Here is a 15,628-nt window from a genome sequence, read left to right as displayed (position 1 = left end):
TTCGGGGTGGCAGCACGCATTACGCGCGGCTTTCCAAGGAGACGACATTCGCGCCGCTGGCCTTTGCGGCTGCAATACGCGCAGCGCCCTCAATATAGTCGCCAATCGCCTGCACCTCGCGGTGATAGTCGCGGAGGTCGGAGGTCTGAAGGTAATGTTTCTGCGTGACTGACTGAGGCACATGGTTCGTGAGAAGCTCTAGCTTAGCGGTGTCCAGACCGCAGGCATTGATGCCGAGGGTGATCGCCGTTCGCCTGAGATCGTGCATTGAGAAACGCTTCATGCCTGTGCGCTTCGCCCACCGTTCAAACGGAGCACGGGGGTCCATGATGTGGCCGAGTTTTCCGCGCGATGGAAACACGAACTTGCTGTCGCTCAGGCCGCGCCGCAGTTTCAGCACCTCGACGGCCTGTGTGCTGAGCGGCAACCACACCGGGTTCTTGTTCTTCGGGTCGGGGATGTGCCACCAGCAGTTCGTCGGGTCGTCGTCGATGTTGACACGATCCCAAGTGAGAGTGCGGGACTCGTCTTTGCGCCCGCCGCAGAGGGTGACGAACTTGATGAAGTCCACACCAGTCGCGGCGTCGTCGTTGATGGCTTCGGCGCGAACGTCATCAAGCCAGTTCCAGAATTCGCCGATCTGCCGCTTGTCGATATGCTCGGTGCGCGGCGGTGACGGTTTTAAGTCCCGCTTCAAGATCGAGACCGGGTTGTGCAGGATGATCGGTGTCCCGTCCTGAAGGCGGTATTCCTCGATGGCGAAGTTCAGCAACGTGCGCAACGTGACCATGTAGAGGCGCGCGGCGCTGGGGGCGGGCGCGGGTTTCTTGCGCAACCCCTCAGCGGCGATCTTCTCGAACAGCGCCCGGCATTCGGCAGGCGTGATGCTGGTGATGGCGCGGTCCTTCCACTTCTTGAACGCGGTTTCGATGTGACGGTCCATATCGCGCCGGGTGCTTTCCTTCAGCAGCCCTCGGGCCAAATAAGCGTCGGCCAGTTCGCGCAATGTGATCTGCTTGGTGGCATCGACCTTCTTCGCGTCCCGAGGGTCGATGCCTTCGCGCATCTGCTGGAGGATACTCTGCGCCCGCTTGCGAGCTTGGTCCTCGGTATAAAGACCAAATCTCCCGATGGTGACGATGACTGCTTTCCCGTTCACGCGCCCCTGGGCGACGAAGGCACGGACCCCGCTCGCAGTAATGCGCAGGCCGTATCCTGACACTCGGTCATCCCAGTGAATTTCGTAACCTTTTGCGGGCGGTTGGACCCGGTCGATGAAGGTCTTCGTAAGCTTCGCCATGTGGCTCTCCTTGGCTAGCGTGCTAGCAACATACCAGCACGCTAGAACCGTTTAGGACATTCTCGCGCCGGCTAGCAATGGCGTCAAGTATCTGACTATGTGAGGAAAAATTGGTTGATGCTGGCAATCGCTGGCAATCGCAGGCGTGCCGCTGGAAAACTACGAATCAAGGGGTCGGGGGTTCGAATCCTCCCCAGCGCGCCAATTTTCTGACACTTATTGGTGTAAGGCAACGACTTGCGGGGTTTCTGGGTGAGGCGTTCCCCCAATTATTCCCCCACTCGGCCGCTTTCCGTCACCCGACGTCGCCTCACCCTTCGCGTCGAGAGAGGCCAGCTGTCCACGGGGTCAATATGGGAACAACCTCTCTCTAAAGTAGTCGTTCACCTTCTCGACTTGGTCTACTACGGGCCATTCAAAATGCTCATCAAGCTCTTCTTGCACGAAAGGCTTCGGGAGCGAGCACTGACCAGGCCAGCACAGCGACGATGTCGCTGTTGCGCACCCCGATGAAACGGCGCATGCCTGTCATTCATCGCTATCGCCCTTCTGGAGCTCTTACCCGCTACGGGTTACCTCTGACCGCCGGACACCGCCCCTCTCAGCGTCGACTGGAGCGATGCGATGGGGCGCTCCAACTGTTCCAGTCGGGCGTTTCCCGAACGGAAGTCCTGGATGTGGTCCTCAAGCGTGAGGGCCGCATCCCCCACCTCAGGGAAGTCGAAGCTGGCCGCGGCCCCCGCGAGATTGTGTGCAAAGGATTCAAGATCTCCAAGCGGGGCCGGGTCCCCCTTCGAGAGCGCTCTGCGATACGTCTCGAGCCTCGCTACGCCCTCTTCCAGGCGGACAGCGAACCGCGCGCGCACGGCTGCCAGTCGAGCCTCAGTTCTCTTATCCAACAATTGACTCCTTCCATCCTGCCGCCGCTTCGGCAGCCGAGCGCCGCCAGGCGTCTCCACCCGGGCTCTTCCTACCCCGGCTCGCCGAACCCGCCCTCCGCCTGCCCGATTAAGCCACGCACTTGCCTGGCAAGCGCCGTTGGATCGAATGGCTTGGTTATTACCGCACAGGCGCCGAGCTCCATTATCCGCTCAACCTCATGGGGTCGCGTCTTCGCGGTCATGAAGGCCACCGGCGTGTCGCCCAGAAGTTCCTCCCGCCTCATCGCCGCGAGCGTCTCGCCGCCATTCATCCCCGGCATCATCCAGTCGAGCAGGACCAGGTCAGGGCGGCAATGGCGCAACTCGCGCAGGGCTTCCTCGCCGTCGCTGCAGGATACGACCGAGAACCCTCCTAGCGCCTCCAGACTCAAGGCCACGATTTCCCGGATGTCGGGGTCGTCCTCGACAAGAAGGATAGTTTCGGGGTCAGCCATGGCGCTCCCTCGCAATCTCCCGAACGGTCTCAGCAAGCTGCGTCACGCCGCTTCGCGACTTCATCAGCACCCGATGGACCATTGCGGAAACGTCACTCGAGGGTTCTATGCCCGAGAAGATGACTACCGCCGGTGGATGTGGGCCGGCGGCAATCATTGGGAGCAAGTCCAGCGCCGATCCGTCCGGCAGCGCAATGTCGAGGATGACAACGTCGTACTCCTTCGAAACTAGCCGCAACCGTGCTGTCTCGAGGTCCGTCGCCAGATCCACGCCAGCCGTGCTGCCTAGGGCGATGGCGACGACCTGGGAGAGGTCCGCGGCATCCTCCACGTGGAGCACGCGCAGGGCCCGATCGAAAAACCTGCCCCGCCGCTCCACGGCGCTCGTAAGCCGGTTAATGTCCAAGTCGCCCTCGATCCAGTCCAAGATGTTGAGCGCCACCGTCTCGACCGAGTTGCGGCGCGGATCAGGGCGGGAGGCGGTCACGACGACCGCGAGTTCGTTCCCGTTCCGCAAAGCCCGCGCCCGGCGAACCAGATCGAAGCCGTCGCCATCGGGGAGCAGGAGGTCGGTCACGAGCACTTCGAAGAGCTGCGCATGGATCGCACTCAGTGCAGCCTCCAGCCCTTGGGCGATCTCGACCGTGAGCCCCGCCTGCTCGAGAGCGTGCCGGATCCGATCGCTGGCCAGCTCGTCGCCCTGGCAGACGAGGCACTGCACCCCGGCCCCGGACGGATCCGGCAAGGCACTTGAGTCGGCCAGCGGCAGCTCGAGGTCGAAGCGGGTGCCGATCCCTATCGTGGACTCGTAGGAGATCGTGCCGCCGTGCCGGTGGCAGATCGCCAGGGCAATTGCCAGGCCCAGCCCGCTGCCCTCCTGGCTGCGACGGTCCGAGGCGTCCGCTTGGGAGAAGCGCCGGAACATCTGCGATCGGAACTCTTCGGGGATGCCGGGGCCCCGGTCGATCACTGACAAGCAGGCACGTTCGCCCTTGAGCCCGACCGTGACCGTCACCGACTGTCCCGGGGCGGAATACTTAATGGCATTCGACACGAGATTGTCGGCGACTTGGAGCAGCCGGTTGACGTCTCCTTCGACCAGAATCGGCTTGGGGGCGGTGCGCGCCTCGATCGCTACGTTAACCCTCTCGGCGAGGGGGTGGCTCTGCTCGACTGCTTGGACCGCCAGAACATTCAGGTCTATTCTTTTCAGCTCGAATTGCATTTGGCCCGACTCGACCTTATCGATGTCAAGAAGGTCGTTGACCAGTCGGGTGAGCCGGTCCGTGTTGCGGTGGGCTATCCCTACGAGGCGCGCTGCCGCGGGCGGCAGTTCACCGGTGGCTCCCGCAGCCATGAGGCCCAGCGACCCGGCGATTGAGGTGAGGGGCGTCCGGAGCTCGTGGCTCACCGTCGAGACGAACTCGTCCTTGAGGCGTTCGACCTCCTTGCGCTCGGTGATGTCGAGGCAGGTTACGACCAGACGGCCGTCATCGAGCGCGGCCATGGTGGTGGACAGCACCCGTCCGCCGTCAAGCCGCAGCTCGAAGCGGCGCGTGCCACGATCCCTCAGAAGCTCTTCAGGACGCGGCAGGTCGCCCCCTGCCTCACGCCCCAAAACGACTCCGCGCCGGGCAAGGTCGTGGATCATGGTCTCGAGCCTCGTGCCGTTCCTGCGCAGCTTGGGGGAGACGTCGAATAGGTCAAAGTAGGCCTTGCTGCAGGCCACCAAGCGCCGGCCCGAGTCAAAGAGGGCAAGGCCTTGGTCGATATTCTCCAGCGTGGTTCTCAGGACCGCCGCCTGTTCCGCAGCAACCGCCTCGCGCTCCTTGAGCGCGGTGACATCAGCAAAGCTTGCGACAAGCTCTCCCGCCTCCGTCCGGGTCTCGTGGCAGAGTAACCATTGTTGACCGTCTATCTGGATGTAGTACGGGCTGACTCCCTCGCGCCGCAACTCCATCCGGCGGGTCTTCCAGTCGACGGTCTGCCCCTCGATCCATATCCGCCGCCCGCCGGCTGCGATCCGGTCAAATAGGTCAGAGAGCGTAATCAGCGCATCAAGTTTCACTTCCGCGCTTCCTAAGAAGGTCTCGCGGTACCTGCCGTTGCTGAGCAGCAGGCGATCTTGGGCATCGTATACCGCCATCGCTACAGGGTTGCTTTCAATGATGCTTTCCAGGCGCCTTTCGGCAGCAGCGTGGCGGATGTTGCCGAGCCGAAATTGAATCAGGTCCTCCGCTGTCCGAGCGAGGCCCTGCAATTTACGCAGTCCAGGTCCGCTCAGGTCGCGCGGCGTTGTGTCAATGATGCTGAGTGTCCCTACCGGCTGCCCCAGCGCGCGTACGGGCACGCCGGCGAAGAACCTGATGTGAGGAGGCCCGAGGACGTGCGGATTGTCTACGAATCGCTCGTCCAAAAGCGCATCCGGGACCACGAGCGGGTTCCCCAGGATCGTGTACCCGCAGAATGCGACCTCACGTGGGCCTGGCCCGGTCGGCAGACCCACCGCGCCGATGATGTTGCAACTCTTATTCTCGACGAAGCTGAGGTACGCGATCGGCACTTCTAGCGACTCGGCTACAATCGCTGCCAGCCTACCGAAGGCCGGCTCGGCCGAGATGTTATCAAGGCAGTAACTCTTGAGCGCAGAAAGGCGATCGTCCTCGTCCACAGGAAGGGGGGGAAGAATCATGCTGAAGTAGTCCCTCGATTGCAGCAGAAGCATACTGTTGCGTGGCGAACTGGAGGACGCGGACGGCGCTGCCAATCACGTCAGCGGAGCATTTGGCGCCTGTTGGTACCTTTTACATTCCCTTCTCCCTTTTCAAACCGCATGAGCGGCCTGCCCACGGCGGAACCGGGAAACGTCCGCGCCTTCGCCGTCTGCGAAACCATTGGTCTGTTCCATTTAGATACCGGAAGCGCGTAACTATGGTCGCTGTCCGACCGACTTGCCATTTAGGGAACGTGATGTGGTGAGACAGCGCGCATCCACCGTGCTTTGCAGCGAGCATACACGGCGCGGGACGGAAGCGACACACTCTCTGCGAGGATGTTCCGCCCGGCCGAACTTAACCTCAAGACCACCATAGGGCGCCTTATCCTGGCGATGATACGCCGATGCGATGCCTACGTCATCCTCACCCCCGCAGTGCGCAGGCTGTCTCCCGCTTCTCCTGTCCTGGGAGAGGAAAATGGTGTCCTTTTACCCAAACTGCTTGCATTAGGCTTCAGCTATCAGAGTTGCTGGCCGTTGCCATGTAGCGCACACGGATGCCCACAAAGCAGCCGAGGCGTAGGCGCACGAAATCCCATGAACCAACGGCCCGCACGTGAGCGCGTCGCAAAGGTTTCGAGCGTTGGGGCTGCAAAAGCTGAGGGCAAGGAGCCTCTGTGGCACGCTGTTTTCCGTCGTGGACGCCACGCTGCGAGCATAGGAAAAAACAATGGCGTCGGCCAAGGGCCTGAAGCGTCTCCCCGACGTGGCACGCAGGACGATCTGACGCTTAAAGGCGACGCTGTGGCTGCGGTGTCCGGGGATGGGCTTTTTCCCTCAGCTACACCGATCTTCGGTCAATCGCTTCCGCCCCAGTCAGGCGTGCACTCCAGACCCTACTTACACACCGCTCGTTCTTGCCCTATGGAGGGCTCAGCGATATGCTAAACTAGATACGCCTGCGGAGGACACCATAGCCTCGCATCGCCTCAATATTGATTGGTCTGGCAAGATCATCTTGAGCCTGGGCCTTATCTTTGCATGGGGCTCGTTCGATCATGGCGGTGGCGGTCCGGCCAAGCGGGAAGCGCAGCGTGTCGGGCTTCCGCCTCCGGACGAGGTGCCCGCCCAGCTAGAAGTCGCCGCGCCGGCCGAGATCCTTTCACTCTTGCTGACGCGGAACGCCATGCCTGCTCAACCCGTTCTCCTGTACGGCTCGCCTGATCGGGCGCAGGCCGTCGCCGCCTCGCTGCTGCGCGGCCTTCCGACCTCCAATTTGGTGCACGAGCTTAACGCGCTGGGCCTCGCCCTGCTACCCCGGAACGGGGGCCGGACCTTACTGCGTGAGCCCGGAAAGGAAGGGGTCGGGCTCGGCTCCTATCTGTTGGTGCCCGGAGGAGCTCCGGTCCTCCTCCAAGCCCCCCACAGCGACACCGACCTCGACACCGGCCGGATTCTCGACTTCCTCCTAGTGGAAGGCAACTTCGCGTCGGGGGCTTGGAACTCCGTGCCCCGCGCCTTCGAGGCGGATGGCGGGCGCGTCAACGCCGATCTCACTCGTGCACCGGTCAGCTTTTTTAACTCCTTCGGCCTCGCCTTCGCCGAGGTCCACCCTGAGGGACTTGTCGTCCAGATCCATGGCCACGCGCGGGAGAAGCGGCGGAGCGCCGAGGGCCGCTCGGCCAGCGTGATCGTCTCCTCGGGTACGCATGAGCCGAGCGCACAAGCGCGGGCTGTCGCGAACTGTCTCGCCGCGACCATGCCAGAGGAGACCGTGCGGCTCTTCCCCGAGGAAGTGTGCGAACTCGGGGCGACCATCAACACGAATGGGCGAGCTCTGCGTGCCGCTGGCTTCAGCGGCTTCGTCCATCTCGAGCTCTCGCGGGAGCTACGGTGGAAGCTCGTCGCTGAGGCCGGGCTCCGCGCTCGCCTAGCCGCCTGCCTCCGTCCGCTCTGACAGGACCGGGCATAGCGCTCAAGGTAGGGCTGCTCCGCAGGACCAGGCGCCCGCCGCGTCCTGCCCACAGTTCATGGCGCCAATCGTCCCCTCCTCCCCAAGAGCCACCTGCGCCGCCAGATCGGGGCCCGACCGGGTGAAGGCGAGGTATCCCGCCAGTCCTTCGAGGCGCAGCCGCAAATCATAGGTCCCCGGGAGCAGGTCGGCCCCGAAGGGAACCACCACCGTCCGCTCGGTGCCCAGTTGCTCGCCGGAACGTTGCAGGAAGCCCTCGCCGGTCCCGGAAGCCCCGTCTAAGTCGGCTCGCCACAGCCCAGACGTCCAGTCGGACAGGGGGCCGACCCTCCGGGGACCGATCCCGAGCTCCACCTCCAGCCGGCCTCTGCCGCCGACCTCCTCCGGGTGGACGTGGATGACGAGGAATTCGCGCCCCTCCTGCCGCTTGTCGAAGCTCAGGCTCACGCCCTCACCAGCGCCGAGGCGGATTGCCCGCCGCCTGACCCAGGCCTGTGTCGTTGGGTCGACTTGGCCGATCATCAGCCGGCCCGATCCGGACCAGCGAGCCTCAACGGAGTGCCACCGGGGCGCGAAGGGGGGCAGGCGGAGGCTGGCGCCCGGGCCGGCGACCTCCTGCGCGCGGGCAAGCTGGCCGTCCAGGGTGATCCGGACTTCTGTCGGCTCTGCCGCGGGGGACAGGAAAAGCAGCTCCGGCTCCACGGTCGCCGCGCCGGAGGCGGGCAGAAAGTCGAAGAAATGGGGCCGCCCAGCCGCCAAGGGCACAAAGATATCGCCGCTGAAGGTGCTTAACAGACCTGGGCGACGGTTAAAGGGGGACAGGATTTCGACGCGAGGCAGGGGTACGTCTGGTTCCCAAGGCTCCCAGTTCAGGCGCTGAAACAGGAGAGCCGTCTCGTCTGGCACCACCCGCTCCTGCACGACCAGCGACGTCGAGCCGTCACCCTCCACGAACTCCTTCCAGCCGATCGGCCGGAGTGGGAACCAAACCCGGGCCTCACGCGGCGCGACCTCCTCGGCCACTGGCTCAGCCTCGGGAGCGATCATCGCTGCCAAGACTGGCATATCTGGCGGGCGATTTGACGCGGCGACGAGGTAAGGCTGCGGCCCCGAGACGCGGATGGCGCGAACGGACAAAGGCAGGTTGAAGTGCGCAAAGGCCGGCCCGAGCACCCGTAGCGAGGGGTCGCCCGGAACCTGCTCAAGCGGCGCGGGCCCGAGGGCCGCCTCAAGGCTGCCGGCCCCAACCACCTCTCCCTTCGTCCCCAGGAACTCGTAGTCCACGCGGCGGGGTGCCGGTACTGTCTCCTCGGCCCCGCAGAGGCAGCGCAGGTGAAGTCTGAACGGCGTCGGCTCGCCGCCGACATGGGTAACCGGGAAGGTGACCGGGGCCTCCGCCGTTGCCTGCACCATGCGGAGGTGGAGCGGGCGGAAGTCGATTTCTGTCCCGCTGGCCGATTGCCCAGAGGACCGCGCGTGTAGCACGAGCGGCCGGTCCGGGATCACTTCCAGAGCCGCGCCTCGCACCGGCAAAGCAAGGGCGCCCTCGGCCATCGACCAGCGCGCGCGGGTGACGAGCGGAAGGCCGGGCACGGGGCCGTGCCAGCGAAGCTCCAGCATGCCCGCCTCTGCCCCCGCATCCTCCCCGAACGGAGGTTCGAACGACAGGACCAGGCCCTCGGCATCGGGAGGGAATTGTATGATGGCGTGGCGAAGGGCGTCCGCATAAAACCCTGGCGCCAGGGTCGGCTCCGCCACCGGATCGTCGCAGCCGCCAGGCCAGACATATAACGCGCGCACTAGGTAGTCTTTTCCTTCCAGCCCCTGCGGGCCGACCGGATGCCAACGGTTGCGCAAGACCTCCAACTGTTCCGCGTTGTCAAGGAGCGCGACCGGCAGGCCGACTTCGGCGGCGAGCCGCTCCCGCTGCCCTTCGCTCAGCCGCTGCCAAGAGGACTGGGCCCGGAACTCAGCGAGGGGCTCTCGCTCGTAAACCCGAGCAATGACGTGATCTACCTTGGGATCGAGCGATATAAAGCGGAGCCGGATCTTAGCCGCCTCCGGCTGCTCCGACAGGTCGAGGACGGTCACCTTGGCGAGCGTCGGCTGCAACCTTTCCTCAATGTAGGCGACTGACGAGGCGAGGTCCCCGGTGAGAGGATCTCGGCAAATCTCGACGGCAGCTAAGGCGTGCCGCAGCCCTTCCGCCAGGACCCGGCCGTCCGCCGCGACGATCTCGTAGGCGATCGCATAAGTCCATCGGCCCTGGTCGGTCCCTAACCCGGCTCCTTCGACCGCTGCTATGGGCAGAGCGGCCTGGGTTACGAGGCGGACCCTGTCGCGGCCGCCGACGAGCGGAAAGATGGTCCAGCGCTCCCGGTCGAGCTCATAGGCGACGGTCCGGTCGACCTTGTCGAGCTGGTTTCCCGGCTCGCGGTCGCTGATGAGGCCCAGGCTAGCGTTCCATATGGGCCACACCCCCCAGGCCAGCAGAGGCATGAGGATAGCAAGGAAGAGGAGGCGCCCAAGGATCCGCACGCCTAGCTCCCCTCCACCAGGAGCCACGCCAGTCGGCCGTGGACGAAGCGCGACACCACCAAGGGGTCCGGATCGCCAGGGACAACCTTGACCGCGTCGGCCGGCTCCCTCGCGCCGATATTCGCCATGGCGATCGGCGCCCCGCCGGGATCGGTGATTAAGAGAAAGGTCTGGGCGCTCGCCGGGTCTGCGAGCCGAGTGAGCCTGAGCTGGGAGAACTCCTGCTGCAGACGCGCCAGGGACACCGCGTCGCGGTGGAGAAGGAAGTCATCGACGAGAGCACGGGCGCGGGCGGGAAGGGGCTGCACTGTGGCGGGGGCAGGCGCCAGTAGGGCGTCGAGAGGCTCCGCCTCAACCGTAGGAATCGCCAGCGCCTCGAATAGCGCCGCTTCGATATCATCCGTCAGCCGCTCGGCGAAGCTCGACCGCAGGATGGGGGACAGCCAGACCGCCGCGACCCCTTGGGTAGCTTTGGGCTCGAGGTGCCGGGCCAGCGGCACCTGCCCTATCTCGTATCTTACCCGGTCGGCCCCGCCGTCCACGAGGCCTACCTCGAAACCCAGCTCGAGGAGGTCCCTGCGGAGATTGCCAGCGAGGGCGGTGGGCGGCTCCTCTCCGAGCCCGGAGCGGTCGAAGGCCAGGAGGGCCTCGAGGGAAGCCACGTCCCCCTCAAGCGGGGCAGCCATGCCGCGCACAAGGAGGTGCATAAGCGGCTCCTCTTCCGCCTGGCGAACCACCGCGCGGCTCGCCAACGCGTAGAGCGAGAAGGGTGCGTCCGCCCGAAGCACGTCCGCCTCCCCTCCCCGCCCTGCCCCTGGATGGGCTCCGGCGACGAGCAGCGCGCGTGCCTTGAGCGCACCGTACAAGGCGAGGCCCGCCTCAAGGGTGCCGATGTCGGGGAGCGGCCGGGGCACGTAGACCGCGTAGCTCCCCTGCCCCCCGACCCGGAAGGCGAACGCCCCCCAATGTCGGCGCGACGAGTCGCCCTTTGGCCGGGGCAACAGCAGCACATGATCGCTGCCGCTGCGCCTGTGCCGGTGGAGCAGGAGCTGGTAGTCGAGAGCCCGGGCAGAGGTGTCGATCGCCGCCAGCCTCGCCGCGTCGGGCTCCGGCCCCGCGGCGAGGCTTTCCAGCAGTGGTGCGAGGACCGCTCGGTCGAGGTAGATCAGCTCCTCTGTCCGCGGCGGGCGATACTCTTTGCTGCCCGCTTGGGCGATCCTGTCGAGCATCCACTCGACGAGGAACCCATCGAGGCTCGAAGTGCCCTCGACCTTGGCCACAGTGGCTAAGGCACCGAGCCCAGCTAGCGCGTTGCGGACAGCCTCTTCGCCCACGAACAGCTCGGCGAAACCGCCGCGTGCGGTGTCGCGCTGCAGGTTAGCCTCCTCTCCGCCGCCGAAGTCCACCTCGAGGTCTCCGAAAAGAACCTGGAGGCGCGGCAGGTCCAACACATCAGGGATGGCTCCGTCCACCTGAAGGCGGGCTCCTGGACCCAAGGAGCCGCGGAGCTGTAGCGTCCCCATCGCGTCGAGCATCTCGTGAAAGGCTTGGAAGAAGGTCCCGAGCTCCCCCGCCACGCCCAGGGCCTCGCCGCCGTTCCGTGAACTGGTGCCGGCGACCGCTAGGGCGCCGACGCCAGGCTCCCCGAGCAGTGCGGCGCCGGCCGAGACCAGGAGGGGGACCTCCAGCGGATCGGGCACTTGGACAGTCAGGCCGCCTGAGGCGGAGGGGTCCAACACATAAGTGCCACCGTGGGCCGCGCCCTTTCCGGAGAGGATCAGGTACCGCCCGTTGGCCAGCGAGAGGTCGAAGCGCGCCTCAGCCAGGAGGGCGGAGGCGCGCGCCATGGCCTCCGGCTCGGCCCCCCGCTCTAGTAGCAGCTCAACTCCTCGCCGAAACGCGTCCAGCTCGCCAGGGGTCGCCTGCGATATCCCGGCGCCGCCGAGGGTCAGATAGGCGCCCATAGTGGCGCGTACCACCGCGTCGCCCAGCTCTTCCACCTGCGCCACCGCTGGTAGGCTCTCCGTGGGCGTCGGCGGGGCGGGCAGCCAGGCATCGGGCAGGCGCACAGGCTTGAGGGCAAAGCCGATCAGGCTCCCCAGCGCCGCACCCACGAGCGACACCTGCAGCACGGCCCGGCTGAAGCGCGCAGCGATCTGCTTCTCATGCATTTTCATCGCCATCAGCGTCGAGAGCAGGTATCCGAAGCCGAAATAGTCGGTGACCTTGATCTCCCAGCCAGTCCATAGAAGTGCGTGGCCGAGCAGGAGCTTGTAGGCAAAGCTGACGTTGAAGAAGAGGATGAGCTTGCGCGCGCCCTCGATGGTCGCGTCCGCGAAGAAGCGCGAACGCAGGAGCATTGTGGCGACCCCCAGGACCACGAAGGCCTCGGCGAAGGATGCCAATACTTTGACCGGCTGGTACCACTGCAGCGCGATCAGCGCAGGGATCAGGATGCCGCTGAAGTCCCAGCCGTAGAGCAGGTTCATCCGCGAGGCGATCACGGCCGTCGTGACTAGGATAATGTAGGACTTAGGACTCGCCAAGATCGAGCTTGCGAAGCCTTCGTAGAGGTAGCCGACCTCGCTGATGCGGAAGTTGGTGAACTCGATCAGCACGAAGCGCACGAGGAGCCATGTAACGCCGATTGTCACCGCCGCCGAAGCGAGACCCCGCAGCAGCCCGGGCTTCCAGAACTGGTTGGCGAGGAGCGAGATAATGATGAGGCCAAAGCTATGCAGGTCACTGCGGTAGTCGAAGCGGATGCCGTGGCGCTCGACGAGCCAGGCGCCCAATTCCGGCAGCGCCCAGGCGTCGAAGACCAAGCGCACGAGCACACTGGTAAGCACGAGTGCGAGGAAGCGGTCGCGGCCGAAAACGCTGCTCCAGGTCCGCCCGCCCGACCACCTTTCGGAGAAGGTCCAGACAATCAGATAGGTTACGATCGCCTCGACGATAACCACGCCCGCGGCGAGCGGCTTGGCGATGAGGAGGGGGACGAGGTAACCCGGCACGACGAGCCCCGATAGAACCCAACCGAAGCGCAGGTTGAAGAAGGCGACGACGAACACGCCGAGCCAAGTCGTGGTGATGACCGAGCTCGCGAGGCTTCCTTCCGGAAAGATATCAAGGACGAAGCCCCCCATTGCTTAACGACGCGCCCTGGTGGGAGACGCCAGGGGCTCGGGCAGGAGCGCCGGCCGCGGCACGGCCTTTGAAGAGAAGAGATCGGCGGGCCAGAGCCGCACGAGGCCCGGGTCGCCGGTCCAGGCCTCGGCGCCCGGCAACACGTCCCGCGCAAGCGTCACCACTGTCTCATCGTGCACGAGCAGGAACTCATGTCGGGGAGAGGGCTCGGTCCCGGGCGGGGCCCAGCGGATGACCCGGATCGCGTCGAAGTCGGCCGTGGCCGTGCCCTCGGCGGGCGGGGTAAGACGCACCCGCACCTGCAGGAGCCCGGCCCCTTCCGGCGCACGAAGGTCCAGCCGGAACGGCCGCCACTCCCCGCCCGTTGTCTCGAGCGGGACCTCTGCCCAGCCGCTCTCGGCCGGGTCGGCCATCGGCTCGGCAGCCTCGGACTGGAACTCGGGGCGTGACCCATAGTTCAGCGGGTCGCCCTCGGTCCTCGGAAAGAAAGCGGCCCCCAATGCGACATCGGCGCCGAATGTTGAGCGCAGCATGCCCGTGACCGTGAGATCACTTCCCCCCTCGACAGCTAGGCGCCGGATGTGGGTGACCGAGACGGGCTCCGGGCTGAGTGCGGATCGCCACAGGCGGACCCCGACCCGGCCCTCCTGTGCGAAGTCGGCCCCCGCAACCTTGCCTCCGCCTTCGATCGACCAAAGAGGGGCTCCGTCCGGGAACACCGCCCCAACAAGGTCGTCCTCGAAGGCGCCGGTCCAGAGGACGTCCCGGCCGAGGCGTGAGGCGGAACCAGGCGCGGCGCGGAGGCCGCGGACGAACCATTCTGGAGGCACTCGGTAGATGCTGCCTGCGCCGTCGCTCCCTACCGCCGGCAACATCGACTCGATCCGGCGCGCCGCGCCAGCCAAGTCCACCTCCATTGCCCCATTTTCCATTACAAAGCGACCCGGCTCGCGCCCCGCGGCACCGCGCGCGACGTGCCGTGCCAAATCCCCCACCAGCCCCTTTGGAGTGTAGCGCTCGATCATCAGCGCCTCGGCATAAGCCCGCACGATCTCGCCGCGTCGGAGATGGACGGCGACGAGATAGGTCTCGAAGGTCTCCCGCCGGTCCTGGTCGAAGAGGAAGTTTCCCAGAGTCCAGGCGACGAGGGAATCCTGCCCTTCCACCTCCACGTGGCGGAAACCGCCGACCACATGGGGATGGTGGTTCATCACCAGTGTCGCGCCCGCCCCGAGTGCCGCCTCGGTGTTCGCCAAGACGCTGGCCGAAGGCGAGGCCTCGTATTCGAAACCGCCATGGATCATGACGACCACGGCGTCGCTTTCTTGGCGAGCCGCCAACACGGCTTGCCGTATTAACCCGGGGTCGCAGGCCGCGGCGCCGCCCTTGCCCTCGTCGGCCACGTAGGAGACCTCATGATCAAGCCCGAGGATGGTGGTGCAGCCAATGAAGGCCAGCTTTACCGCCCCGCCCGATGAGGTTGGCACCTCAACCAAGGCCGGCGCCCACGCCGTCGCTACGTCCGGCCCCGCCCCGAAATGGCCGGCCGTCGGCCCGCTGAATCCGGCCTCCTCAAGCGCGCGGATCGTAGAGGCTATGCCCTCCTCGAGGGCGTCGAAGAGGTGATTGTTGCCGAGGTCCACGACATCCACCCCCGCGAGCCGCAGCCCCTTAGCCGCGGCTGTGTCACTACCGAAGGCATAGACCTTCATGGGGTGGAACCGTTCCGGTCGAGGACCGGCGGGGGGGAAGTAGGGATCCTCCAGCAGCGGCGTCTCGAGGTTGAGCGCGGTCAGGTCGGCGCCGGCGAGGAGCGGCGCCACTGCCTCCAGCAGCGCGGCGTGTTCCTCAGCTCCTGCGCCGGGCCGCAGGAGCCCATCCGAAAGCTCGCCGTCGCCGTTGGCGTCGTAGAAACGCCGCCCGAACATCGTATCGCCGACGAAATGCAGCGAGATCGTCTCTCCATCGTCAGGAGTGAGCCGCATGAGCAGAGGCTCGTCGGTGCTGGCGGCTCGGGTCCGGGACAGGTAATTGGGATGCGCGGCGGTCACCCATTGCGCGCCGGAGGCAGCCGGCAGAACAAAGCAACCATCCGAGCCCGCCTCCGTTTGATCTGTCGCGGAGCGGACCGTCGCATGGGGCAAGGCCTCTCCCGCAAGGCCCACGACGCAGCCACGTATCTCCGAAGCTCGCGACTCGATTGGCTGTGCCATACCAGCCGAAGGCCAGAGAAGCGAACTAACCAGTAAGCTGAGCGCGTAGCGACCGAGTGAAATCACAACATTCGAATTCATCACCACCAAGATGCGCACATCAGAACCCACGTCCACTTTTCTTTTATACATCTAGACACGCCAGCTCAGCGGCATAAAGGTACAATGGTGGGTGGATCTCTTCTTATCGTCATTATCTCGTTTCTGCTGAGCTTAAGTATCAGGCCTTACAGCCCGTACGGTGGCGGAGCACGCGGTCAGCCTTGGCGCCTTCAAGTTGGTGCTTCGCGATCACCACCTCAATGGCGCTGCGAAGACGATGACAGCCCGCAAGTCGGATTCGTCTTGCGCTCACGTGCTTTGTGTC

8 protein-coding genes are annotated in these 15,628 nt (G+C 65.2%); 1 reads left to right on the top strand and 7 read right to left on the bottom strand.

The genetic code is table 11. The annotated features are described in order from the left end of the window. Positions 1-19: 19 nt before the first annotated feature. From EF888_RS19950 to EF888_RS19935, 4 genes are all read right to left on the bottom strand, one after another. Positions 20-1,300, bottom strand: a complete 1,281-nt coding sequence (locus tag EF888_RS19950) for a tyrosine-type recombinase/integrase (RefSeq protein WP_109760389.1) — start codon at positions 1,298-1,300, stop codon at positions 20-22. Positions 1,301-1,872: 572 nt separating this feature from the next. Further along, positions 1,873-2,199: an Hpt domain-containing protein gene (locus tag EF888_RS19945; RefSeq protein ID WP_164721768.1), complete on the bottom strand. Its 327-nt coding sequence runs from the start codon at positions 2,197-2,199 to the stop codon at positions 1,873-1,875. A 71-nt stretch (positions 2,200-2,270) separates the two neighbouring features. Next, positions 2,271-2,675 (bottom strand): response regulator, encoded by a 405-nt coding sequence (locus tag EF888_RS19940; RefSeq protein WP_109760391.1) that lies wholly within the window; start codon positions 2,673-2,675, stop codon positions 2,271-2,273. After that, a complete protein-coding gene (locus EF888_RS19935) occupies positions 2,668-5,367 on the bottom strand; it encodes an ATP-binding protein (protein WP_164721767.1) in 2,700 nt (899 codons plus the stop codon). Before EF888_RS19935 ends, EF888_RS19940 begins: the two co-directional genes overlap by 8 nt. Before the next feature lie 1,042 nt (positions 5,368-6,409). On the opposite strand from EF888_RS19935, the gene EF888_RS19930 reads away from it, so the two are divergent. Then, positions 6,410-7,348 carry a hypothetical protein gene (locus tag EF888_RS19930; RefSeq protein ID WP_109760393.1) on the top strand — a complete coding sequence of 313 codons (939 nt, stop codon included), beginning with the start codon at positions 6,410-6,412 and terminating at the stop codon, positions 7,346-7,348. 18 nt (positions 7,349-7,366) lie between these two features. Here EF888_RS19930 and EF888_RS19925 read toward each other — a convergent pair whose 3' ends face one another. Genes EF888_RS19925 through EF888_RS19915 form a run of 3 tightly spaced genes read right to left on the bottom strand, consistent with a single transcriptional unit; the run spans position 7,367 to position 15,033 of the window. Beyond that, positions 7,367-9,901, bottom strand: coding sequence for a hypothetical protein (locus EF888_RS19925; RefSeq protein WP_109760394.1), 2,535 nt, complete (start codon positions 9,899-9,901; stop codon positions 7,367-7,369). A 2-nt stretch (positions 9,902-9,903) separates the two neighbouring features. Next, positions 9,904-13,047 (bottom strand): poly-gamma-glutamate biosynthesis protein PgsC/CapC, encoded by a 3,144-nt coding sequence (locus EF888_RS19920; protein ID WP_109760395.1) that lies wholly within the window; start codon positions 13,045-13,047, stop codon positions 9,904-9,906. Positions 13,048-13,050: 3 nt separating this feature from the next. Continuing rightward, positions 13,051-15,033 (bottom strand): CapA family protein, encoded by a 1,983-nt coding sequence (locus EF888_RS19915; protein ID WP_164721766.1) that lies wholly within the window; start codon positions 15,031-15,033, stop codon positions 13,051-13,053. Positions 15,034-15,628 lie beyond the last annotated feature (595 nt).

The organism is Silicimonas algicola (assembly GCF_003970735.1).
GTDB classification, from domain to species: domain Bacteria; phylum Pseudomonadota; class Alphaproteobacteria; order Rhodobacterales; family Rhodobacteraceae; genus Silicimonas; species Silicimonas algicola.
Note: the sequence above shows the minus strand (reverse complement) of the source record. Positions and strands in the feature narration are given on the sequence as shown.

Bases quoted from the DNA above. Each gene is read 5' to 3' on its own strand.
- EF888_RS19950 (WP_109760389.1), bottom strand. From the start codon at position 1,300: ATGGCGAAGCTTACGAAGACCTTCATCGACCGGGTCCAACCGCCCGCA.
- EF888_RS19940 (WP_109760391.1), bottom strand. From the start codon at position 2,675: ATGGCTGACCCCGAAACTATCCTTCTTGTCGAGGACGACCCCGACATC.
- EF888_RS19935 (WP_164721767.1), bottom strand. From the start codon at position 5,367: ATGATTCTTCCCCCCCTTCCTGTGGACGAGGACGATCGCCTTTCTGCG.
- EF888_RS19920 (WP_109760395.1), bottom strand. From the start codon at position 13,047: ATGGGGGGCTTCGTCCTTGATATCTTTCCGGAAGGAAGCCTCGCGAGC.
- EF888_RS19915 (WP_164721766.1), bottom strand. From the start codon at position 15,033: ATGCGGCTCACTCCTGACGATGGAGAGACGATCTCGCTGCATTTCGTC.